Genomic DNA, 22,480 nt, shown 5'->3' on the forward strand with positions numbered 1-22,480 from the left:
GCTGGGCCTTGGGGGTGTCAGTTGCGACCTTCGGCTTGGCGACGGATGCCTCGGCAGCGGCGGATCTGCGTCCGGCCTTGCGACGCGTGCCGGAATTGGCGTCGATGAAGTTCAGGACCAGCGGGCGGATGTTGTCGCGCCAGCTGCGGCCCGCGAAGATGCCATAGTGCCCGGCACCGTCCTCGAGATGGGAGGCCTTCATGTCGTCGGGCAGGCCGGTCAGCAGATCGAGCGCGGCGATGCACTGGCCGGGGGCCGAGATGTCGTCGTTGGTGCCCTCGACGGTCTTGACCGCGACATTGGTGATCTTGCCGATATCGACGTGTTTGCCCTGAACGGTGAACTCGTTGTTGGCGATCTCGCAGCGCTTGAAGATCCGATCAACGGTCGAGAGGTAGAACTCGGCCGGCATGTCCATCACGGCGAGGTATTCGTCGTAGAACTTGTTGTGCTTGTCGTAGTCGGACGCCTCGCCCCGGGCGACGCGGCGGATCTGTTCGTTGAACGCCTCGATATGGGTTTCGGAGTTCATCGCGATGAAGGAGGACAGCTGCAGCAGGCCGGGGTAGACCCGGCGACCGACACCGGCATACTTGAAGCCGACGCGCTGACACATGCTCTCCTCGAGCTGGCCCATGGTCACCCGAGCGCCGAAGTCGGTAACCTCGGTCGGCGCGGCTTCGGGGTCGATCGGACCGCCGATCAGGGTCAGGGTGCGGGGCTGTGCGTCGGGATCTTCCTCGGCCAGGTAGGCGGTGGCCGCGAGGGTCAGCGGCGCTGGCTGGCAGACCGCGATCACATGGGTGTCGGGGCCCAGTTCGCGCATGAAGTCCACGAGGTAGAGGGTATAATCCTCGACGTCGAATTTACCGGAACTGACGGGAATGTCCCTCGCGTTGTGCCAGTCCGTGACATAGACTTCACAATTGGTGATGAGCGATTTCACCGTCGAGCGAAGGAGCGTTGCGTAATGCCCGGACATCGGCGCGACCAGGAGAATGCGGCGTGGCTGTTTCTTGCGACCGGTCACTTCGAAGTGGACGAGATCGCCGAAGGGTCGGCTGACGACGGTCTTCGGCGTCACGATATGGTCTCGGCCGTCTTCGCAGGTGAAGGTATCGATACGCCAGTCGGGCTTGATGACCATGCGTTCGAAGCTGCGTTCGGTCACTTCGCCCCAAGCCTCGACCCACCGGATTGCGGGGTTTGGAATCATTGCGAGGCCTGGCAGGGATGCAATCGTCCGGGCGGTGGCACCCAACCACTGGTTGGTGTTACGCACGGTCTCCATCATGTCATAGGTGGCCATGTATCGCATTAGTGTGGACTCCTTTCGCCTGGAAACAGAATGTGGGCCGGTAAGGTCCCATCCGCACTTGGGCGATAAATTTCTGCGTAGCAGCAAAAGTAAGGGGGAACTCGGAAAATGACAACAGAGACCTTGGACTCAGATAAGAATGTGGAGAAGTTCACACAGAACCTGTCGCGGGTGGAGGAATTGTCGCAGCGCCTGATCGCGGCGATGACCAAGCGCAAACCGCTGGGTCCGGCACTGCAGGCGCCCGATCACGAGGTGTATGCCAAGGCCGTCCAGGGCTATTGGCAGGCGTGGATGCAGAACCCCGGGCAGGTCATCGAACAGCAGTTTTCCTATTGGTCGGATACGGTGAAGCACCTGACCGCGGCGCAAAAGGCGCTGGCGTCGGGGACGTTCAGGGCACCAGACGATTCGGGACCGTCCGACAAGCGCTTTTCGAACCCGCTGTGGGACACGCATCCCTATTTCAACTTCATCAAGCAGCAGTACCTGATCCATTCCCGCGCGCTCGAGCAGGCGGTCGACGCCATCGACGACATGGACCCGAAGGAGAAGCAGCGCCTGAGGTACTTCGCGACCCAGATCATCGACATGATGGCCCCGACGAACTTCATGTCGACGAACCCGGATGTGCTGGAAAAGGCCATCGAGACCGAGGGGGAGAGCCTGGTCAAGGGGATGGAGAACCTGATCGCGGACCTGGAGGCGAACGACGGCGAGCTGGTTGTGAAGCTTGCCGATGAAGACGCCTTCAAGATCGGCGAGAACATCGCCACGGCAAAGGGCGAGGTGATCTTTCGCAACCGGATGATGGAGATCATCCAGTACCACCCCACGACCGAAAAGGTGAAGCAGACCCCGATCATCCTGTTCCCGCCCTGGATCAACAAGTTCTACATTCTCGATCTGCGCGAGAAGAACAGCTTTATCCGCTGGGTGGTCGATCAGGGCTACACGCTGTTTGTGGTGAGCTGGGTCAATCCGGGCCCGGAATACCGCGATGTCGGCATCGACACCTATATCGAGGAGGGCTACCTGACCGCCATCGATGAGGTAAAGGCGATCACCAAACAGAAGCAGGTCAACTGCATCGGCTACTGTATCGCGGGCACGACCCTGTCGATGACGCTGGCGCTGATGAAGAAGCGCGGCGACAAATCGATCCGGTCTGCCACCTTCTTTACCACGCTGACCGATTTCTCCGATCAGGGCGAGTTCACGCCGTTCCTGCAGGACGATTTCATCAACGGCATCGAGGAAGAAGTCGAGAAGTCCGGCGTGCTGCGGTCCTTCATCATGGCGCGCACGTTTTCCTATCTGCGCTCGAACGATCTGATCTATCGGCCGTTGATCCAGAACTACATGATGGGCCAGACGCCGCCGGCCTTCGATCTTTTGTACTGGAATGGCGACGGTTCGAACCTGCCGGCCCGCATGGCGGTGCAGTATCTGCGCAGGCTCTGTCAGGACAACGCGTTCTGCGACGGGCAGGGGATCGAACTGTTGGGAGAGACGCTGAAGATCGAGGATGTGGACGTGCCGCTTTGCTCGATCGCGTGCGAGACGGACCACATCGCGGCCTGGCCGGACTGCTACCGCGGCGTAAGCATGATGGGGTCCAAGGACCGGACCTTCATCCTGTCGGAATCGGGCCATATCGCGGGCATCGTGAACCCGCCGTCCAAGAACAAGTACGGCCATTATCTGAACGACGATTTCGACGGCACCGCCGAGGATTGGAAGCAGAACGCCGTCCATCACGCGGGGTCGTGGTGGCCGGTCTGGGAGACGTGGCTGGCCGGGCATTCCGGCAAGTTGGTCGCGGCCCGGACGCCCGGGGATGCCAAGCACCCGTCGCTTGGCCCGGCCCCCGGCACCTACGTCATGGTCAAGGCGCGCGAGATCCAATCCTGACCGCAGAGCGACCGCCCCGGCGCGCCCGACTCCGGCGCGCCGGACACCGGGCCTCGCACAGTGTGCACGGGGCGCATCGGGGCAGGCACGGGGCAGTGGACTGGCCGCGTCGCACGGCCCCGAACGGGCGCGTCGGGGTTTTTGAAAAGCCGACCGACAGGACCCCCGACACCGACGATTCGCAGAAAAACAGGCCGGAATGCGGCGTTTCACCGGATCTTCCGCGCGCCTGTGGGCGCGAAGCCGCATCATTTCCTGACGTCGTTTCAAAGCCTTGGCAACTCCTTGCAAAAATTATGCTGCGACGCAGCGATTAGGCTTGAAATGCTGCGGTGCAGCATGCATATTCATCCCATGCTTCAACGACAGCGACGGGGTGGGCCCGCCGCAGACAAGTAAGCGAAAAGGATTAACGAGATGGCTAAGCAACAAGACTTCACCGCGATGATGAAAGACATGATGGGCGCATTCCCGGTCGACACGAAGTCGATGGAAGACGCGTTCAAGACCCAGGCGTCCCTGAACGAGAAGCTCTCGGGTGTTGCACTCGAAGCCGCCGAGAAGTCGTCCGAGCTGTCCGCCAAGTGGACCCGCGACACGCTGGCGAAAATGGGCGATCTGGCCAAAGCCAAAGCCGAGCCTGCCGACTACGCCAAAGCCATCACCGATTTCGCATCGGCCCAGGCTGAAGTGACTTCCGAGCACATGGCCGCTTTCGCCGAGATCGCGAAAAAGGTTCAGATGGACACCGTCGAGCTGATGATGGCCGCTGGCAAGGACATCTCCGAGGACGCATCGGCGACCTTCAAGAAGGCAACCGCGGACATGACCGCGACCGCCAAGAAAGCGACCGCCGCTTCGAAGTAATCGAACGCGACACGTCGACAGGAATTGCGCACCCTCCCTCCTCCCTGAGAGGCGCGCGCAACCTGGGGCGGACCTTCGGGTCCGCCTTTTTTCGTTTCGGCGCCGGTTTCCGACGGGCCCGTGTTGCGAAGTGTGACGACAAGCCTTGCTCATATGCTGGGCTGCAGCGTAGGGTTTGTGCACAGCTGCATTTGCAAATTGGGAGGCCGAGACTTGGCCAAGACTGACAAGCCCCTTCTCATCAAGCGCTACGCGTCCCGCAGGCTCTACAACACCGAGACCAGCGACTACGTTACGCTTGAGGACATCGCCGGGTTCATCCGCGATGGGCGCGAGGTGCAGATCGTCGATCTGAAATCCGGCGACGACCTGACGCGGCAATACCTGCTGCAGATCATCGCCGAGCATGAAAGCCGGGGCGAGTCGGTGCTGCCGGTCAACATCCTGAACGACCTGGTGCGCAGCTACACCAGCAAGGCGACGTCGATGGTGCCGCAGTTCCTGGCCCAAAGCTTCGAGATGTTCCGCGACAGCCAGTCGAAATGGGTCGAGAACATGGGGGCCATGAACCCGATCGCCAAGATGCCCGGGTTCGAGGCGATGCAGGCGCAGCAGGATGCCTTCATGAAGGCGATGACCGGCGGCACCGCCGGGTCGCACGCCGACGACGCGAAAGGCGCCCCCGAGACCAAAGCCGAACTGGAAGCGCTGAAAAAGGACTTCGCCGAGCTGCAGAAGAAGATATCGAAGCTTGGCGGCTGAGGCTCAGGTGCCGTAGGCGCGGGCCGGTCCCATCACGCTTTCGGCGGCACCGACCAGCGCATCGGCCACCGCCGCGCATTGCTCGAGCGAGAGGCGCGCGGGCAGGCGGGTGTCGCAGGCCCGCATCAGCATCGCGCGGGTCCGGGGCAGGTGCGGTCGTTCGGGCAGAAATTCCCAGTTCCAGAAGGCGCGGGCATTGTCGCGGCTGAGGCCAAAGGCCTGCACCTTGACGCCGATCTCCGACGCGGCGGCGACGAAGGCCCGCACGTCGGCATCGGACATTCCGCACAGGTTGAACTGAAGCGAGTCGGGCGCGCGTTGCTCGGGGCCAAGCGGGTGCGGCACATCGAACCACTCGGACCGGCGCAGGATCGCGGCCACGTAGTCGTGGTTGCGCCGCCCGTCGCGCACCCTTCGCGGGATCTCGGCCAGCTGCGGACGGATGATCGCGGCGGACAGGTTCGACAGGCGCAGGTTGTAAAGCGGCAGCTTGTTCTGCCAGCGCGCACAAGCCGCGTCGACGGCGCTGTGCTTTTTCCAGTTCTGCTCATAAGCGCCCGACATGATGATGGCGCGCGCCACCAGATCCGCATCGTCGGTGACCAGCAGCCCGCCTTCGCCGGCATTCACCAGCTTGTAGCTCTGGAAGCTGAAACAGCCCATCGCGCCCAGTGTCCCGATATTGCGCCCGCCCCAGGTGGTGCCAAGGCTGTGCGCCGCATCCTCGATCACCGGCACGTCGTGTCGGGCGGCAATGCGCAGGATCGCGTCCATGTCCGAGGTGTGGCCGCGCATGTGGCTGATGATGACCGCCGAGACGCCGTCGATCCGGGCCTCGAAATCCGCCAGATCGACGCGGAAATCGTCCCCCACTTCGCACAGGACCGGCACGCAATCGGCATGGATCACCGACGACGGCACGGCGGCAAAGGTAAACCCTGGCAGCAGCACGCGGGCGTCGCGCGGCAGATCGAGCGCCTTGAGCGCCAGAAACAGCGCCGCCGAACAGCTTGAGACCGCAAGCGCGTAGCGGCTGCCGAGCAGCGCGGCGAATTCGTCTTCCAGAAGCGTGACGGGATTGTTCTCGGTGGTGTGATAGCGAAACAGGTCACCGGTCGAAAACAGCCGTTCCACCTCGGCGCGGGCGGCCTCGGGGATCGGTTCTGCGTCGTGCATGTCGGGGATGCGCGTCATCGGTCTCTCCTGCCTCTTGTCGCCGAAAGTGTTAATGTCCGTTCGCGGTGCCGCCAAGCACTAATGGCCCGCGACCCGGCGACGCGGGTCAGAGACCCAGCCGGTCGCGCAACGCGTACCAGCTCATCGCAAGCGCCAGAAGCGGTGTCCGCAGCGCGCCCCGTCCCGGAAAGCGCGGCGTCGGCAGGCGCGACATCGCATCGAAGCCATCCGTCTCGCCCATGACCGCGCGCGCCATGAGTTTCCCGGCATGGGTCGCGGTGCCCAGCCCATGGCCGGAATAGCCGGACGCGGACAGGATGCGTCGACCTGTCCGCGCAAGATAGGGCAGGCGCTTGCGGGTGATGGCAAGGGTGCCGCCCCAGGCATAGTCGAGCCGCACATCGCGCAGGCCCGGGAACACCTCGAGCATGGGTTTCGACACCACGGCGCGGATATCGTCGGGAAACCGGTAGCCATAGCTTTCGCCGCCGCCGAACAGCAGCCGCCCGTCATGCGACAGCCGGAAGTAGTTCACCACGAACCGGTCGTCGGCCAGCGCCACGTCGCGGCCCAGCACCTCGGCGCCGCGCGCGCCCAGCGGTTCGGTCGCGACGATGAAATTGTTGATCGGCATGACGCGCCCGGCCACCTGCCCCGACAGCCCGCCAAGATAGCCGTTGCCCGCCAGGATCACGTGCTCCGCCGCGACGCGCCCGGCATCGGTCTGCACGGTGGCGGGGCGACCGTCCTCGACGTGATGAACATGGCTGCCCTCAAAAATCCGCACCCCCGCCGCCTCGCACGCGCGCGCCAGCCCCAGCGCAAACCGCAACGGGTGCAGATGCGCGGCATCGTGGTCCAGAACGCCGCCCCGGTAGGCAGGCGAGGGGCAAAGCGCGTGCCAGGCCTCGGCCGAGAATGTCTCGATATGCGGATAATCGTACCGCGCTGCCATGTGCTCCGCATGCGCTTCAAGCGCCCGCACCCCCGCCACGCTCGACGCGCTTTCGGCGACGCCGGGCTTGAGATGACACGCGATATCGTGCCGCGCGATCAGATCCTTCACCAGTCTCTTGGCGTCCTCCCCGAGATCCCAGTACCGGCGCGCATCCTCGCGCCCGAGCATCTTCTCGAGTCCCACCTGGTCGATGCGCTGTCCCGATCCCAACTGACCTCCATTGCGCCCCGACGCCCCGAAACCCGCGCGATGCGCCTCGAGCAGCACCACATCGCGCCCGGCCTCGGCCAGGTGCAGCGCCGCCGAAAGCCCGGTATAGCCCGCGCCCACGATGCAGACATCGGCCCTGGCGGCACCGCGCAACGGCGCGCTGGCCTCGGGCAGATCGGCGGTCGCGGCATACCAGCTGTCAGGATACCGACCGCGCCTGTCATTGGCGAAAAGCAGATCCAAAGGCGCGTCCTTTCGTTACGACTGGACCGGAAATACTCTCGGGGGGTCTGGGGGGCAGACAGCCCCCCGGCAGCGCCAGATGCTCAGACGTTGAGCAGCAGATGCTCGCGTTCCCACGGGCTGATGACCTGCAGGAACTCCTCGTATTCCGAGCGTTTGACAATCGAATAGACCCGCGCGAATTCGGGCCCGAGCACCTCGTGCAGGGCGGTTGCCGCCTCGAATATCTCGAGCGCCTGACCCAGCACCCGGGGCAGATCGCCATCGCCGTCATAGGCGTCGCCCTTGAACTGCTTGGAGGGCCAGCGTTCCTCCATCATGCCGAGATAACCGCAGGCCAGCGACGCCGCGATGCCGAGGTACGGGTTGCAGTCCATCCCCGCGAGCCGGTTTTCCACCCGGCGCGATTCCGGTCCCGACAACGGGATGCGGATGCCGGTGGTGCGATTGTCCCGGGCCCATTCAAGGTTGATCGGCGCGGCATGGTCGCGGACGTAGCGGCGATAGGAATTGACGTAAGGGGCCATCACCGCGGTGGCGGCGGGCAGGTAGGTCTGCAAACCGCCGATGAAGTGGAAAAAGGCGTCCGTCTCGCCGCGTTGCGGGCCCGAGAAGATGGATTTTCCGGTCTTGATGTCGTTGACCGAGTGGTGGATGTGCATCGCCGATCCGGGCTCGTCCGCGATCGGCTTGGCCATGAAGGTCGCGAAGCAATCGTGCCGCAGCGCCGCCTCGCGGATCAGCCGCTTGAAGTAGAACACCTCGTCGGCCAGCTTCACCGGATCGCCGTGCAGCAGGTTGATCTCAAGCTGCCCGGCGCCGCCTTCCTGGGTGATGCCGTCGATCTCGAAGCCCTGGGCTTCGGCAAAATCGTAGATGTCGTCGATCACGGGTCCGAACTCGTCAACAGCGGTCATCGAATAGGCCTGGCGCGCGGCGGCGGGGCGCCCGGTGCGCCCGATCATCGGCATGATGTCCTGCGCCGGATCGACGTTGCGGGCAACCAGGTAGAACTCCATCTCGGGGGCGACGATGGGCTGCCAGCCCTGCTTGCGATAAAGCTCGACCACCCGCTTGAGCACATTGCGCGGCGCGAAGGGGATCGGCTGGTCCTTGCGGTCGTAGGCGTCGTGGATCACCTGCAGCGTCCAGTCGGCGGTCCAGGGGGCGGCGGTGGCGGTGTTCATGTCCGGCTTGAGGATCATGTCTCGCTCGATGAAGCCCTCTTCCTCGTCGGCCGCCTCGCTCCAGTCGCCGGTGATGGTCTGGAAGAAGATCGAGTCGGGCAGATGGAACACCTTCTGCCGCGCGAATTTCGACGCCGGCACCGCCTTGCCGCGGGCGATGCCCGGAATGTCCGAGATGATGCACTCGACCTCGTCGAGGCGCCGGCCTTCGAGGTAGCTGTGCGCGGCTTCGGGCAGGGTGTCGGTCCAGTCACTCATGGAAGATCTCCTCGCCGCGGAAGAAGCGGGCGAACTGGTCCGCGATCCGGTCGCGATCGAGCGGACGCCCGATGGCATCGCGCGCCGTTGCCAGGTGGCTGTCGGGAACGACGCCCTTGCCGCGCTTGTCGAGCAGCAGGCCAAGGAAGGCGTCGTCGAATTCGGGATGCGGCTGCACCGTATAGGCGCGCTTGCCATAGAGCAGGGCGGCGTTGGTGCAGAAGTCGCTCGAGGCTATGACGCGGGCATCGGCGGGCGGGGTGATGACCTGATCCTGGTGCCAGGCGTGGATCTTCAACGGCCCGTCCGGGAAGGCATAATCGGTCGGACCCACCGACCAGCCCTTGTCGAACTTCTCGACCTGGCCTCCCAGCGCCTGGGCGATGATCTGGTGGCCGAAGCAGACCCCGATCAGCGGGCGTCCGTCGGCATAGATCTGGCGGATCAGCGCCTCGAGCGGCGCGATCCACGGCAGATCGTCATAGACACCGTGCCGCGACCCGGTGATCAGCCAGCCATCGGCGTCGTCGGGGCCGTCCGGAAATTCACCATCGACCACGCGCCAGGTCTGGAAGATAAAGCCCCGGTCGCCCAGCAGCGTCTCGAAGAACGCCGAATACTGGTCCGGGCGGTCAGAGATTTCAGCCGGGACCAGGCCTGTCAGAAGGATGCCGATTTTCATGGATCACCAGATGTGGGTTTCGGTCGTAGGGGCAGTTTCGGTCGCTTGGTTTCGGTGGGTGGTCGGTCGTCACGCGGCGGCAGAGGTCATACCGTATCAAGGTATATCTCGACCTGCTCCTTGGGGGAAAGCTCGGCCATGTAGTGGCGTTCCTGCTTTTTGGTCAGCAGGTAATTGTTGATCAGTTCCGCCGAAAAGATCCGCGGCATGATCGCGCTCTGTTCGAACAGGGTGATGGCATCGGACCAGTTGTCGGGCATGTGTTCCAGGTCGAGCGCATAGGCGTTGCCGCTGATCGGCGGCGGCGGCGCGGCCTTGTCCTCGATGCCGTTGAGCGCGGCCCCGAGGATCGCCGCAACCGAGAGATAGGGATTCACGTCGCCGCCCGACACCCGGTGTTCGATGCGGCGGGCGGCGGGCGCACCCGAAGGCACGCGCAGGGCGGCGGTGCGGTTCTCGTAGGCCCAGCACAGCCCGGTCGGCGCATGCGCCCCCGGCACGAGCCGGTCATAGGAATTGAGATGCGGCGCGTAGATCAGCGCGGAATCCTTCATCGCTGCAAGGCACCCCGCCAGCGCGTGGCGCAGCGTGTCGGTGCCCTGCGAGCCGCCATCGTCGAAAATGTTGTCGCCATTGGCGTCGAGCACCGAGAAATGCGCGTGCATGCCGGAGCCGGGATAATCCTCATAGGGTTTGGCCATGAAGGACGCGGCGAAGCCGTGGCTGCGGGCCAGCCCCTTGACCAGCATCTTGAAGAGCCAGGCATCGTCGGCGGCGCGCAGCGCGTCGTCGCAATGCATCAGGTTGATCTCGAACTGGCCCAGCCCCGCCTCGGAGATGGCGGTGTCGGCGGGAATATCCATCGCCTCGCAGGCGTCGTAGAGGTCGGTGAAGAAGGTGTCGAAGGCATCGAGGGCGCGGATCGACATGGTCTCGGCGGCCTTGCGGCGCTTGCCCGACCGCGGCGACAGCGGCACTTCGAGCGTGCGGCCCGAATCGTCGATCAGGAAGAACTCGAGCTCGACCGCGACGACCGGGGTCAGGCCGTGCGCCGTGTAGCGATCGAGCACCGCGCGCAATGCGTGGCGCGGGTCGCCCTCGTAGGGGCGGCCGTCCTCGCGGAACATCCAGATCGGCAGCAGGGCGGTGGGGGCCTCGAGCCAGGGCATCGGCAGGAAGCCGCGTTCCGTGGGCCGCAGCACACCGTCGCGATCGCCGGTTTCGAGGACCAGCGGGCTGTCGTCGATATCTTCGCCCCAGATGTCGAGATTGAGCACCGAAAGCGGGAAACGGGTGCCGTCCGCGACGATCTTGTCACCGAAGCGCGCAGGCACGCGCTTGCCGCGCGGCTGGCCGTTCAGATCGCAGGCCGCGACGCGGAAGGTGCGGATCTCGGGGTGCTTGCGGAGGTAGTTTTTCATCACGAGCGAAGACATGGTGGACGCCTTTGGGGAATTTGATCAAATCTGGCACGGCTGGGCGAAACAGGCAAGGGGGCCGGATTGCGGCGCGCCGAAGGGGACATGCCGGGGCGCGCGAGCGGGGCTGGTGCGCGGGCGCGGGCGACGGGCCGGGCAAGGGGCGCGCGGCACCGACCGCTGAACCGGTGTTGGCGCCGGGCGATGCAGCGCGCAGGGCGCGGGGCGGACGGGGCAGGGTGGGGCGGGGCCTAGCGGATCAGCGGCATCTTCATCTTCAGCCGCGCCCGCCTGTCGGCGGGCAGGTGGCGGTTGAGGCGGCGGTTGATCCACCCGAACAGCGAGATCACGCCCAGCGTCAACAGGATGAAATAGCCCGCAAGGATCGGGTAGGGCACGAAGGGGTTGAAGGTCTTGTCGGCGAAATAGTTGGCGTAATAGAGCGCATCGCCGCGTTGCTGCCAGGCCGGGAAGCCCGACAGGAAGACCAGCGTTGTGGCGTGAAAGAGGAAGATCGCCTCGTTGGTATAGGCGGGCCAGGCAAGCCGCAGCATGGTGGGCCAGGTGATCCGCCGGAAGCGCGGCCAGCCCGTCAGGCCGTAGGCGTCCGCCGCTTCGAGATCGCCCTTCGGAACGGATTGCAGCGCGCCGTAGAAGATCTCTCCGGAATAGGCGGCGGTGTTGAGAAACAGCACGATCAGCGCGCCGAGCCATGCCGAGGACAGCACGTTGAAGAACGGCGCCACCGGCTTGAGCGCCAGGAACAGGAAATAGGCGAAGAAGAACTGGATGAAGAGCGGCGAGCCGCGGAAGACGAAGATGAACCATTCCGACAGCTTGCGCAGCACAGGGTTGGACGAGGCCTTGCCCAGGGCCACGGCGGTGGCGAGGAAAAAGCCAAAGCTCAGCGCGAAGATACCGAAATAGACGTTCCAGATCATGCCCGAGCCGATCAGCGTGAATTGCTGGCAGAGGGTAAAATCCGAGCGCGGCAGCAGCCGTTCGCCGATGCCGAGCGCGCGCAATCCGTAATCCGATATGGTCTGGAGGCAGCTCATGCGTCGGCCTTCCTCTGGGCTTCGCCCGCCAGCGTCGCCTGGCCGCGCGTCAGCCGGGACATGATCCGGTCGAGCACCACCTCGGAGATGCGGGTGAAGACGAGGTAGAAGACCAGCAGCGCGAGGAAATACCACATCCGCCAATCGCCATGCGGGTAGTCGGTGAAGCGCGGTGTCTTGGCAGAGCCCAGTTCGCGCGCCCAGTAGACGATATCCTCGATGCCGAGCAGGAACAGAAGCGGGGTTGCCTTGATCAGCACCATCCAGAGGTTCGACAGCCCCGGCAGCGCATAGACCCACATCTGCGGCACCAGGATGCGCCAGAAGGTCTGGCGGTGGCTGAGCCCGTAGGCCTCGGCGGTCTCGATCTGGGTGCGCGGCACGGCGCGCATGGCGCCAAAGAGCACGTTGGCGGCAAAGGCGCCGAAGACGATGGCGAAGGTCAGCACCGCAACGAAGAAGCCGTAGACCTCATGCACCCATTGCGGCGCGGTGCCCAAGGGCAGCTTGGCCTCGGCGCAGACGATGAAATCCGCGCCCTGGCGGATCGGCTCGGACCAGTCGGGGCATTTCCACTTGTGGCGCAGCCATTCGAAGCCCTGGTCGAGCGCGATCACGAAGAACAGAAAGAACGCGATGTCGGGCACGCCGCGCACCAGCGCGATATAGCCTTTGCCGAACCAGGCCAGCGGGGCGAAGCGCGACCGCGCCGCCGTTGCCCCGCCAAAGCCGAACAGCAGGGCGGTGGGGGCGGTCACCGCCAGCAGAAGCAACACGGTCCCCACCGAGACGTAGAGCGACAGGTGCTTGCCCGTCGTCAGGTAGCACATCAGCCAGGACAGGCCGGAGAGCTGGCTCGGATCGGCGCATGTCAGCATGGGGTGCCCGGTGAATGCGGTTGGATTGCGTATTTTTCGAAATGGAAAGGCGGAAGGGGCCGCGCGGGCCCCCTCCGCGGGTCATGGATCAGAAGCGCGGGCTGTCTTCGCCGAGCCACTTCACGATCATCTCGTTGAGGGTGCCGTCATCCTTCATCGACTGGATCGCCGCGTCGAAGGCTTCGCGCATCTCGGGGTCGCTTTCGCGGAAGGCCATGCCGATGCCGCCGCCGAGCGGGATGTCGTCGCCGATGAACGTCATGCCGGCATTGGCTTCCACCATCGGAATAAGGAAGTCCTTGTCGGCCATTGCCGCGTCGGCCTCGCCCGCCATGACCGCGGCGATGGTTTCGTCGGGCGTGGGGTATTCCAGCAGGGTGGCGCCGGTTTCGGCCACATGGCTGGCCTGGATCGTGCCGGTCTGGGCCGCGACGATACCGCCTTCGATATCCGCATCCGCCGACATGCCCACATAGGCCGATGGCGAGGGCGGCGTGTAGTTCTGGGTGAAGTCCACGACCTCGTCGCGCTCGGCGGTGATCGACATGCCCGCGATGATCGCGTCGTAGTTGCCGGATACGAGGTTGGGGATGATCGAATCCCAGTCGTTGGTGACCCATTCGCAGGTCATCTCGGCGCGGGCGCAAAGTTCGTCGCCAAGCTCGCGCTCGAAGCCCGCGACCTCGCCCGCGTCGTCGAGGTAGTTGTACGGAGGGTAGGCGCCTTCGGTGCCGAGGCGGACCACGGAGTGGCTTGCCGCGAAGGCCGCGGTGCTGCCGAGGACCAGTGCGGCGGTGCACATGAGCAGAGTTTTCATAGATCGTCTCCCAAAGTTTTTTGCGTGTTTCAGTCGTGCATCGTGGAGCTGAGGAAGCCGCGGAGCCGTTCGGACTTCGGCGCGGTAAACAGCGTTTCGGGCGGGCCTTGTTCTTCGATCAGGCCCTGATGCAGGAACACGACGTGGTTGGACACATCGCGCGCCATCTTCATGTCATGCGTCACGATCAGCATCGTCCGGCCCTCGGTGGCGAGGTCCTTGATCACGCGCACGACCTCTTGTTCCAGTTCGGGATCGAGCGCCGAGGTCGGTTCGTCGAACAGAAGCGCTTCGGGTTCCATGCAGAGCGCGCGTGCGATGGCGGCGCGTTGCTGCTGGCCCCCGGATAGCTGGGCGGGGTAGTTGTCGGCCTTTTCGCCGATGCCGACCTTGTCGAGATACTTGCGGGCGGCGTGCTCTACCTCGGGGCGGTCGCGTCCCAGCACGGTGACCGGCGCTTCCATCACGTTCTGCAGGATGGTCATGTGGGACCACAGGTTGAACTGCTGGAACACCATCGACAGGTTGGTGCGGATGCGCAGCACCTGTTTTGGGTTGCCCGGATGGCGGTGGTGGCCCGTGCCCTTCCAGCTGACCGGTTCGCCCTTGAACAGGATGTCGCCCTGCTGGCTGTCCTCGAGCAGGTTGGCGCAGCGCAGCAGCGTCGACTTGCCGGAGCCCGAAGAGCCGATCAGCGACACCACATCGCCCCGAGAGGCGGCAAGGCTTACACCCTTGATGACCTCGAGCGAGCCATAGGCCTTGTGCAGGTCGCGGATTTCGAGAACGGGGGTCTGATCGGACAAAAGCGGGACTCGTTCCGGATAAGGACAGGTGTTTCTACCCGGAAGATGAGAACATCCTGAGCGCATTTGCAACGCGAAAGCCGCATCGCGCGGTGCAACGGGCCCTGGTGACCCAGGGTCAAGCGATCAACAATCGATCAGTGCGGTGGACGGGCTTCCATGCGGTGACGGGCGCGGGCGCTGTCGTGATCGCTGACGCCGAGCAGATTCGCCACCAGGCGCAGCAGCGAGTCCTCTTCGGGTTCGCGCGTGCCGTCCGCCAGGGCGACCGACCAGAGCGCCTCGACTACGGCGATGCGGTTGTCGAAGCTGACCACGTCCTTGATCGCGCGGGTGAAGCGGACCGTATCGGGGGCTTCGGCCTCGAGCTGTTCGGCGTCGCGGCGCAGGTCCATGGCGGCCTCGGGCGATAGATTGTAGCGGTCGGCGAGGATGCGGTCGATACGGCGCTGTTCGGCGTCGTCGAACACGCCATCGGCCCGGGCTACCCGCACCAGAAGCGCCGACAGCGCCAGCCGCGCGTCGGTATCGGCCAGGGGGGCGGGTGACGGCGCGGTGAGGCGGTTGAGGAAATCCTTGAACATGACGGACAGATAGTCACTCCTGCGCGCAGGTCAAAGCCCCTAAACGGCGCGCCTGCTGCCGGTGGACCGCCCGGGCAGGCCGAAGCGCGCCGACAGCGTTCGCTCAAGGCGGCGCGAATCGGGGTGACGGCGGCGCACCTCTTCGGACATGCACTCGGCCAGCAGCTTGCGCTCGCCCTCGGGGACGTGGCTGGTGACCAGCCGGGCGAGTTCTTCGCCCGAGCGCACGGCACGGGCCAGGTCTTCGCAGGAGGCGCGCATCTCGGCGGCTTCGCGGCGGGTCAGGTCGAAGCGGCGCGCGAGGATGCTGTCCATTTCGGAGGCACCGATCAGGGCATCGGGCAGGTCGCGTTTTGCCGTGTGGATCGCCAGGGCGGCAAGCGCCATGGGAGTATCGGCCGGGTCAAGCCACGCGGCATGCGGGGCGTTGAGCCAGTAGAGGAGACGCTTTGACATCACATGCTCCGCGCGATTGATCCGGCGACGCCCCGATGGCGACCGCGGTCATGTCGCGGGCTGACGCGACTCTCGCTGACCAGAGTGTCCGAGGGGCGCTGCGTTGTCTACGACCCATTTGCAAGGCTGCATTTGCATCAATGCGGCCTGTGTCGGGTCCCGGGTCTGATTTCGGGTCAGGTTTGGATCAGATCGGCGAGCGCGCGGGCGGCGTCGGCCAGGCCCCAGGGCGGATTGACCACGAACAGGCCCGACCCGACCATGCCATGCCCGTCGCGGGCCGGAGCAAACGCCACCTCGGAGCAGAGCGCGTCCGGAAACTGCGCCTTGAGGGTGCGCACCATGGGGGCGTGGCGGGCATCGCGCAGGATCGGATACCAGAGCGCCAGGATACCGACGTTCCACTTCCGGTGCAGCTGCGCCAGGTGGCGGGGGATCGCGGTGTAGTCGGCCTTGACCTCGTAGGACGGGTCGCAGAGCAGCAGGCCCCGGCGCGGATCGGGCGGGGTCAGGCTGTGCGCGAGGTCGAAGCCGTCCTGGTGGTGGGTCAAGGTGCGGGTTTGGGTGACGCGGGCAAGGGCGGCGTATTCGGCGGGGTGCAACTCGGCCAGGTGCAGGCTGTCGGTGTCGCGCAGCAGCGTTTCGGCGATCAGCGGAGAGCCGGGATAGGCATCGGGGCCGTGTCTTGCGCGGATCGCTGTCAGGGCACGGGCCAGGGGATGCGTCTCGGGCAGGGCGATGCGGCCCACACCCGCCGCCGCTTCGCCGGTTTTCAGCGCCTCGGGGCTGCGCAGGTCGTAAAGGCCGCGCCCGGCATGGGTTTCGATATAGCTGAGCGGTTTGTCTTTCCGCATCAAGTAATTGAGCATCACCGCCAAGAGCCCGTGCTTGTGCAGGTCGGCGGCGTTTCCGGCGTGATAGGCGTGTTGGTAGGACAGCATGGGGTCGGGATTAGGCCTTGCGAAGGGGACGCGCAAGGTGGGGGCGGTCCTCGGGCTTGGCCCGAGGATCTCTGTCCGCAGGGTGCACGGGTTGCGGGGAGGTCCTCTGGTCAAGCCCGAGGATGACGTCTCAATGCTTGAACCGCTGGGGGTGTCGGGCCTGCGCCGGGCCGGGGGGCTGGCGCTGCTTTGGTTGTGGTGGGCGCTTTATGGTTGGGGTGTCATTGCTCTGGTCGAGCGGTGCGCTGGCTTTGACGACGCGCCAGACCGGCGGGACCGGTCCGGCGCAGGCCTGGCACCTTCGGTGCTATTCGGGCCAAAATATGTGGACAGCGACTCTTTTTTGGCGGAATCAATCTACATCGAGAGATAGACCGCTCTCAAGCCAAGACTTTGGCTGGTAATCGAAATTTGGGCACGCGATTTGATACTTTGAATCATCGCACCTATAACCATGGAGTTCCTTGGTGTTAAATTCCAAAACTATTCGCGACCTATTAGAAAGGGTAATCCTAATTCCAAAACTATCTGCAGAATCAAAGCCAAAGTGAATGCGATTAAGAATGGAGTTGATTGGAGATATCCTTGATTTCTCAAAGCATGCGCCATGTGAAAGATCAACCAGTTCTAATGGAGCTGAGGTCTCACAGCTCTCCCCAATTCTCAACCCTCCTATTGGAAAGGCAAATAGGCCTCGGAAGGATAGTGCTTCGTTATGCGATAAATGTACGGGAAGATTTGCCGCTGAGATGTTCGTAAGGTCTATACCTGAAGTCTCGAAAAATTCAGGTGTCAACTCTGGGATGAAATCTTGGCGTCTTATAAGAGACCTCGAGAAAGATCCATTAAGAGCAACTGGTTCAATATTTATGATTGAGATAGGGTCGCTGTCTGTGTTTGAATAAATACAGTCTGCTAAATAGTAAAGAAAGCCATCAGCAAGGCCGAAATCAGTATTCAATGGAGCCGCGCATTCAATCTCATAGCGAAATTTTTCCAAGTGGTCTTTGATAAGACTTGCGGTGTGTGGGAGCAAGGCAACTAGAATAGCAATAAAAGCAAGCGGCTCTCTAGAAACGGCCTTTTTAAGTGAAAGAAGCATAGAAAACTAGACCAACCTCGAAACATCCTTAGCCGCCCGCACAAAATCCTTGAACAGCGGATGCGGATCGAAGGGCTTCGATTTCAGCTCGGGGTGGAATTGCACGCCGATGAACCACGGATGGTCGGACCATTCGACGATTTCGGGCAGTTTGCCGTCGGGCGACATGCCGGAAAAGCACAGGCCCGCTTCCTCAAGCTGCTTGCGATAGGTGACGTCGACCTCGTAGCGGTGGCGGTGGCGTTCGTCGATGGTGGTGGCGCCGTAGATGCCCGCGACGCGGCTGCCCTCTTTCAGCACCGCGTCATAGGCCCCGAGCCGCATGGTGCCGCCCTTGTCGTCGGCGACGCTGCGATTGACCTTCTCGTTGCCCTGCACCCATTCCTTGAGGTGATAGACCACCGGTTCAAAACGCTTCTTGCCGGCCTCGTGGTCGAACTCCTCGGACCCGGCGGTGGCCACGCCCGCGACGTTGCGCGCGGCCTCGATCACCGCCATCTGCATGCCGAGGCAGATACCGAGATAGGGCACCTTGTGTTCGCGGGCGTATTGCGCGGCCTTGATCTTGCCCTCGGTGCCACGTTCGCCGAAACCGCCGGGCACGAGGATGGCGTGGAAGCCTTCAAGGTGCGGGGCGGGATCCTCGCGGTCGAAGATCTCGGCATCGACCCATTCGACATTGACCTTCACGCGGTTCCACAGCCCGCCATGGGTCAGCGCCTCGGCGATGGATTTGTAGGCATCTTCAAGCTGGGTGTACTTGCCCACGATGGCGACGTTCACCTCGCCCTCGGGGTTGGCGATGCGGTCGGCGACGTCTTCCCACACGGTCAGGTTGGGCTTGGGCGCGGGGGTGATCTGGAACGCGTCGAGCACGGCCTGGTCCAGCCCCTCGCGGTGATAGGCCAGCGGTGCCAGGTAGATCGACTTGAGGTCCTGCGCGGCGATCACCGCATCCGGGCGCACGTTGCAGAACAGCGCCAGCTTTTCGCGCTCTTTCTGCGGGATCGGCCCTTCGGAGCGGCAAACCAGGATGTCGGGGGCCAGCCCGATGGAGCGCAGTTCCTTGACCGAGTGCTGCGTCGGCTTGGTCTTCAGTTCGCCGCTGGCCTTGAGATAGGGCAGCAGCGTCAGGTGCATGAAGACGCATTGGCCGCGCGGCTTGTCCTGCGAAAACTGGCGGATCGCCTCGAAGAAGGGCAGGCCCTCGATGTCGCCGACGGTGCCGCCGATTTCGCAAAGCATGAAGTCGACCTCATCCTCGCCGATCGAGATGAAATCCTTGATCTCGTTGGTGACGTGGGGAATGACCTGGATCGTCTTGCCAAGGTAGTCGCCGCGGCGCTCTTTCTCGAGCACGTTGGTGTAGATCCGCCCGGACGAGATGGAATCGGTCTTGCGCGCGGGCACCCCGGTAAAGCGTTCGTAATGACCAAGATCGAGGTCGGTTTCGGCCCCGTCATCGGTGACGAAAACCTCGCCATGTTCGAACGGGCTCATCGTGCCGGGATCGACGTTGAGATAGGGGTCGAGCTTGCGCAGCCGGACGGAAAAGCCGCGCGCCTGCAACAATGCGCCAAGTGCCGCCGAGGCCAGCCCCTTGCCCAGGGAAGACACAACGCCGCCAGTGATGAAGATGAAGCGTGCCATATGCCGCGAACCCCGTGATTTGCCTCAATTTTATCGAGCGATGGGGGGCATGATCTGCCCCACCCACGGCCCGCTCGGACCGCAGCATCACGGGATTTGGATCGTAAGGGATTCGCACGCCCGAGGCAAGCCGAACGCAAGATGCTGTTGCGCCGGTGAGCGTATCCGCAAAGGGTGGTGGGGCGCGAGGGCCCGGCTTCGGTCTGTCGGTTGGCCGTCGGTCGGACTGCCGGCTGGTTTGGCGGCTGGCTCAGTCGGCCTGGGGAATGAGCGGACCGTCACCGTCGGCACCCGAGGGCGGCGGCAGCAGGCCGTCGGTTTCCAGGGCGGGCACGCCGGTGCCGGCATCGTCGGTCGCTGTCGACGGCACGCCGAGGCGGTCCAGCACAGAGCCTGTGGCCGAGTTTTGCGCGGCGAAGATCGTCAGCGTGAGCGAGGTCGCGATGAAGGCCGCGGCCAGCGCCCAGGTCACCTTGCCAAGCGCCGTTCCCGCCGACCGCGCGGACATTGCCCCGCCGCCGCCACCAGAGCCCATGCCGAGCCCGCCGCCCTCGGAGCGCTGCAGCAGCACGACGCCGATGAGCGCGAGCGCGAGAAGTAGGTGCACGATGAGAATGACGTTCTGCATGATTGTCCGCTTTGGCCTGGGCTGCGATCGCATGCGAGATAGGGGATTTGCGCGCCGCCCGCAACCCGGCTCTCTTGTGTTGTGCGGCGTTCTGGCATCTCGTCCTGCGTGACCGGCGCAAGGGGCCGGTGCCACAGCCGCGAAGGAGCCTGCCATGACCGAAGAGCGCACCCATCTGCCTGCCGCCGAAATCGCCGCGATGGCGGGGCTGGCGAAGACTCATTTCCTCAATGATCGTGCGCGGCGGGTGAACAAGTCGCTGGGGGATCTCTGCGGCCTGACCGGGATCGGCGTGCATATGGTCGAAGTGGCACCGGGCGATCTTACCACCGAATATCACAGGCATTATCACGAGGACGAATGCGTCTACGTGCTGGCGGGAACCGGAACGGCGCGGATCGGGGCGGACCGGCACGCCATCGCGCCGGGGGATTTCATCGGCTATGCCAAGGGCGGCGCGGCCCATGACATCGAGAATACCGGCACCGACACGCTGCGTCTGCTGGTGATCGGCCAGCGGCTGGACCACGACGTCGGCGACTACCCCGAGAAGGGCAAGCGCATCTTTCGGAATGCCGGTCTGCCATGGGCGGTGGCGGATCTGGACGATCTGGACTTTCCGCAGGCGGGCGCAAAACGCTGACCGGCGGGCGGTCATCGCCCCGTGCGGGGCTTTTCCCGGTTTCCCCTTGCCGCAACGCCCGGTAAGAGGGCACCGTTTGGAACATCGTGACGAGGGGTCGAAATGGCAAACGTGGTCGTCGTGGGTGCCCAGTGGGGCGATGAGGGCAAGGGCAAGATCGTGGACTGGCTGTCCGAGCGCGCCGATGTGATCGCGCGCTTCCAGGGTGGGCACAATGCGGGCCACACGCTGGTGATCGACGGCAAGGTCTACAAGCTGCACGCGCTGCCGTCAGGCGTTGTGCGGGGCGGCAAGCTGTCGGTGATCGGCAACGGCGTCGTGCTGGACCCCTGGCACCTGATGCAGGAGATCGCGACCGTGCGCGACCAGGGCGTCGAGATTACGCCCGAGACGCTGATGATCGCCGAGAATACCCCGCTGATCCTGCCCATTCACGGCGAGCTGGACCGCGCCCGGGAAGAGGCCGCCAATCCCGGTGCCAAGATCGGCACCACCGGGCGCGGCATCGGCCCCGCCTACGAGGACAAGGTCGGTCGCAGGTCTGTCCGGGTGGCCGATCTGGGCGACCGCGCGACGCTGGAGGCGCGGGTGGACCGGGCGCTGACGCATCACAACGCGCTGCGCAAGGGTCTGGGCATCGCCGAGGTCGACCGGCAGGCGCTGATCGACCAGCTTGCCGCCATCGCGGGCGACATCCTGCCCTTCGCCGCGCCGGTCTGGAAAGTGCTCAACGACAAGCGCAAGGCCGGAAAACGCATCCTGTTCGAAGGCGCGCAGGGCGCGCTGCTGGACATCGATTTCGGCACCTATCCCTTTGTCACCTCGTCCAACGTGATCGCGGGGCAGGCGGCGACCGGTGTGGGGCTTGGCCCGTCGGCCATCGATTACGTGCTGGGCATCGTGAAGGCCTATACCACCCGGGTGGGTGAGGGGCCGTTTCCGACCGAGCTTACGGACGATGACGGCAACCGTCTGGGCGAACGTGGCCACGAGTTCGGCACCACCACCGGACGCAAGCGGCGCTGCGGCTGGTTCGATGCCTGCCTCGTCAAGCAGACCTGCGCCACCTCGGGCGTCAACGGCATCGCGCTGACCAAGCTCGACGTGCTGGACGGGTTCGAGACGTTGCGCATCTGCACCGGCTACGATCTGGACGGCAAGCGGTTGGACTACTTGCCGACGGCGGCGGACCAACAGGCGCGCTGCACCCCGGTCTACGAGGAGATGCCGGGCTGGTCGGCCTCGACCGAGGGCGCGCGCAGCTGGGCCGACCTGCCCGCCGAGGCGATCAAGTATGTGCGCCGGGTCGAGGAATTGATCGAATGCCCGGTTGCCCTACTCTCAACCTCACCGGAACGCGAAGACACGATCCTCGTGACCGATCCGTTTTCCGACTGAGGCCAGATTCCGCTGGAGGAGAGAGACCCTGACGCACAAGACCAAGAAACGCCTCGCGCTGCTGATCCTGCTGGTCGGATTGCCGGTCTACGGTGTGATCGCGGTGTCGATCATGACCTGGCTCGATCGGCCGCCGATCCTGGTCGAGCTGCTGATCTACGCGGTGCTGGGCATCCTCTGGGCGCTGCCGTTCAAGTGGGTGTTTCTTGGCGTCGGGCAGCATGATCCGGGTGACGACAGCGCCGGACAGTGATGTCCGCCGCGCGCCGCCTCACCGCCGTGGCGCACAAGGCGGGCCCGGGCCTTTCCTGAAATAGCCTCAATTTTGCATATTTCCTGCCGCTTGCCTTTTGCATGCTGCGCGCAGGGAGCAGTGGAATGTTCAGAAACGGCCAGTTTAGCAGCGGAACGGCGAGATACGATGCGCGATGCGCGGGCCCGACGCAGGGATCCGCCAATTCACCGCTGATGGCTGCGCCAACCGCAGGGCGTGGGCGCCTTGCGGCGGAGGATGCGGCGCGTGTTG

21 protein-coding genes and 1 pseudogene are annotated in these 22,480 nt (G+C 64.3%); 6 read left to right on the forward strand and 16 right to left on the reverse strand.

Annotation, left to right across the window (positions count from 1 at the left end; translation table 11 throughout):
* Positions 1-55: 55 nt before the first annotated feature.
* A pseudogene (gene phaZ / locus ACXYMN_RS09985) lies at positions 56-1,318 on the reverse strand (polyhydroxyalkanoate depolymerase); the annotation flags it as partial.
* 108 nt (positions 1,319-1,426) lie between these two features.
* Between phaZ and phaC the strand changes: the two are divergent.
* The 3 genes from phaC (at position 1,427) to phaR (ending at position 4,861) form a co-directional block, all read left to right on the forward strand.
* Complete coding sequence (phaC, locus tag ACXYMN_RS09990; RefSeq protein ID WP_459013466.1) at positions 1,427-3,232, forward strand: class I poly(R)-hydroxyalkanoic acid synthase; 1,806 nt, start codon at positions 1,427-1,429, stop codon at positions 3,230-3,232.
* A 417-nt stretch (positions 3,233-3,649) separates the two neighbouring features.
* Positions 3,650-4,099 (forward strand): phasin, PhaP, encoded by a 450-nt coding sequence (locus ACXYMN_RS09995; protein WP_459013467.1) that lies wholly within the window; start codon positions 3,650-3,652, stop codon positions 4,097-4,099.
* 213 nt (positions 4,100-4,312) lie between these two features.
* Entirely contained in the window at positions 4,313-4,861 is a 549-nt protein-coding gene (gene phaR / locus ACXYMN_RS10000; RefSeq protein WP_459013468.1) for a polyhydroxyalkanoate synthesis repressor PhaR, read from the forward strand.
* A 3-nt stretch (positions 4,862-4,864) separates the two neighbouring features.
* On the opposite strand, the gene ACXYMN_RS10005 is transcribed toward phaR, so the two are convergent.
* The 15 genes from ACXYMN_RS10005 to secG form a co-directional block, all read right to left on the reverse strand.
* Positions 4,865-6,055: a DegT/DnrJ/EryC1/StrS family aminotransferase gene (locus tag ACXYMN_RS10005; RefSeq protein ID WP_459013470.1), complete on the reverse strand. Its 1,191-nt coding sequence runs from the start codon at positions 6,053-6,055 to the stop codon at positions 4,865-4,867.
* 88 nt (positions 6,056-6,143) lie between these two features.
* Positions 6,144-7,448 carry an NAD(P)/FAD-dependent oxidoreductase gene (locus ACXYMN_RS10010; RefSeq protein ID WP_459013472.1) on the reverse strand — a complete coding sequence of 435 codons (1,305 nt, stop codon included), beginning with the start codon at positions 7,446-7,448 and terminating at the stop codon, positions 6,144-6,146.
* Between the two features lie 83 nt (positions 7,449-7,531).
* Positions 7,532-8,893, reverse strand: a complete 1,362-nt coding sequence (locus tag ACXYMN_RS10015) for a glutamine synthetase family protein (RefSeq protein ID WP_459013473.1) — start codon at positions 8,891-8,893, stop codon at positions 7,532-7,534.
* Positions 8,886-9,575 carry a type 1 glutamine amidotransferase gene (locus tag ACXYMN_RS10020; RefSeq protein WP_459013474.1) on the reverse strand — a complete coding sequence of 230 codons (690 nt, stop codon included), beginning with the start codon at positions 9,573-9,575 and terminating at the stop codon, positions 8,886-8,888. Before ACXYMN_RS10020 ends, ACXYMN_RS10015 begins: the two co-directional genes overlap by 8 nt.
* An 86-nt stretch (positions 9,576-9,661) precedes the next feature.
* Positions 9,662-10,996 (reverse strand): glutamine synthetase family protein, encoded by a 1,335-nt coding sequence (locus tag ACXYMN_RS10025; RefSeq protein WP_459013806.1) that lies wholly within the window; start codon positions 10,994-10,996, stop codon positions 9,662-9,664.
* 248 nt (positions 10,997-11,244) lie between these two features.
* Positions 11,245-12,051, reverse strand: coding sequence for an ABC transporter permease (locus ACXYMN_RS10030; protein WP_459013475.1), 807 nt, complete (start codon positions 12,049-12,051; stop codon positions 11,245-11,247).
* Positions 12,048-12,929 (reverse strand): ABC transporter permease, encoded by an 882-nt coding sequence (locus ACXYMN_RS10035; protein WP_459013476.1) that lies wholly within the window; start codon positions 12,927-12,929, stop codon positions 12,048-12,050. Before ACXYMN_RS10035 ends, ACXYMN_RS10030 begins: the two co-directional genes overlap by 4 nt.
* An 88-nt stretch (positions 12,930-13,017) precedes the next feature.
* Positions 13,018-13,746, reverse strand: coding sequence for a transporter substrate-binding domain-containing protein (locus tag ACXYMN_RS10040; RefSeq protein ID WP_459013477.1), 729 nt, complete (start codon positions 13,744-13,746; stop codon positions 13,018-13,020).
* Positions 13,747-13,775: 29 nt separating this feature from the next.
* Positions 13,776-14,552 carry an ABC transporter ATP-binding protein gene (locus tag ACXYMN_RS10045; protein WP_459013478.1) on the reverse strand — a complete coding sequence of 259 codons (777 nt, stop codon included), beginning with the start codon at positions 14,550-14,552 and terminating at the stop codon, positions 13,776-13,778.
* A 137-nt stretch (positions 14,553-14,689) separates the two neighbouring features.
* Positions 14,690-15,136, reverse strand: coding sequence for a tellurite resistance TerB family protein (locus ACXYMN_RS10050; protein WP_459013479.1), 447 nt, complete (start codon positions 15,134-15,136; stop codon positions 14,690-14,692).
* Positions 15,137-15,175: 39 nt separating this feature from the next.
* Positions 15,176-15,592, reverse strand: a complete 417-nt coding sequence (locus tag ACXYMN_RS10055) for a tellurite resistance TerB family protein (RefSeq protein ID WP_459013480.1) — start codon at positions 15,590-15,592, stop codon at positions 15,176-15,178.
* 176 nt (positions 15,593-15,768) lie between these two features.
* On the reverse strand, positions 15,769-16,533 hold the full coding sequence (locus ACXYMN_RS10060) for a 23S rRNA (adenine(2030)-N(6))-methyltransferase RlmJ (protein ID WP_459013481.1): 765 nt from the start codon (positions 16,531-16,533) through the stop codon (positions 15,769-15,771).
* A gap of 352 nt (positions 16,534-16,885) precedes the next feature.
* The gene (locus ACXYMN_RS10065) at positions 16,886-17,635 is read right to left on the reverse strand and encodes a hypothetical protein (protein ID WP_459013482.1); all 750 of its coding nucleotides are present in this window, start codon (positions 17,633-17,635) and stop codon (positions 16,886-16,888) included.
* A 6-nt stretch (positions 17,636-17,641) separates the two neighbouring features.
* On the reverse strand, positions 17,642-19,285 hold the full coding sequence (locus tag ACXYMN_RS10070) for a CTP synthase (protein ID WP_459013483.1): 1,644 nt from the start codon (positions 19,283-19,285) through the stop codon (positions 17,642-17,644).
* A 250-nt stretch (positions 19,286-19,535) separates the two neighbouring features.
* Positions 19,536-19,913 carry a preprotein translocase subunit SecG gene (gene secG / locus ACXYMN_RS10075; protein ID WP_459013484.1) on the reverse strand — a complete coding sequence of 126 codons (378 nt, stop codon included), beginning with the start codon at positions 19,911-19,913 and terminating at the stop codon, positions 19,536-19,538.
* Positions 19,914-20,067: 154 nt separating this feature from the next.
* Between secG and ACXYMN_RS10080 the strand changes: the two genes are divergently transcribed.
* The 3 genes from ACXYMN_RS10080 to ACXYMN_RS10090 all read left to right on the forward strand — a co-directional run bounded on the left by ACXYMN_RS10080 (position 20,068) and on the right by ACXYMN_RS10090 (position 22,207).
* Positions 20,068-20,556: a cupin domain-containing protein gene (locus tag ACXYMN_RS10080; protein ID WP_459013485.1), complete on the forward strand. Its 489-nt coding sequence runs from the start codon at positions 20,068-20,070 to the stop codon at positions 20,554-20,556.
* 102 nt (positions 20,557-20,658) lie between these two features.
* Positions 20,659-21,954, forward strand: a complete 1,296-nt coding sequence (locus ACXYMN_RS10085; protein WP_459013486.1) for an adenylosuccinate synthase — start codon at positions 20,659-20,661, stop codon at positions 21,952-21,954.
* A 28-nt stretch (positions 21,955-21,982) separates the two neighbouring features.
* A complete protein-coding gene (locus ACXYMN_RS10090) occupies positions 21,983-22,207 on the forward strand; it encodes a DUF2842 domain-containing protein (RefSeq protein ID WP_459013807.1) in 225 nt (74 codons plus the stop codon).
* Positions 22,208-22,480 lie beyond the last annotated feature (273 nt).

Source organism: Roseivivax sp. CAU 1753 (assembly GCF_054482575.1).